At 55.1% G+C, this 510-nt stretch carries 1 protein-coding gene; it reads left to right on the top strand.

Annotated features, from left to right (window positions below):
* On the top strand, positions 1 to 510 hold a 510-nt coding region (locus tag ACR6AS_RS20555), incomplete at both ends, for a GTP-binding protein (protein ID WP_434163553.1).

Genomic DNA, 510 nt, shown 5'->3' with positions numbered 1-510 from the left:
ACTGCCCAGGCCACGCCGACTATGTGAAAAACATGATCACCGGTGCTGCGCAGATGGACGGCGCGATCCTGGTTGTTGCTGCGACTGATGGCCCGATGCCACAGACCCGTGAGCACATCCTGCTGGGTCGTCAGGTTGGCGTTCCTTACATCATCGTGTTCCTGAACAAGTGTGACATGGTTGATGATGAAGAGCTGCTGGAACTGGTTGAGATGGAAGTACGTGACCTGCTGTCACAGTACGACTTCCCAGGCGACGACACCCCAATCGTTCGTGGTTCTGCGCTGAAAGCGCTGGAAGGCGACGCTGCGTGGGAAGCAAAAATCATCGAGCTGGCTGAACACCTGGACAACTACATCCCGGATCCAGTCCGTGCGATCGACATGCCGTTCCTGCTGCCAATCGAAGACGTATTCTCAATCTCTGGCCGTGGTACCGTTGTTACCGGTCGTGTTGAGCGCGGCATCGTTAAAGTCGGCGACGAAGTTGAAATCGTTGGTATCAAAGATA

The sequence above is a fragment of the Pantoea phosphatilytica genome (assembly GCF_051025615.1).
Taxonomy (GTDB): domain Bacteria; phylum Pseudomonadota; class Gammaproteobacteria; order Enterobacterales; family Enterobacteriaceae; genus Pantoea.
The sequence above is the reverse complement of the archived record's forward strand: the minus strand, read 5'-3'. Positions and strand labels throughout refer to the sequence as shown.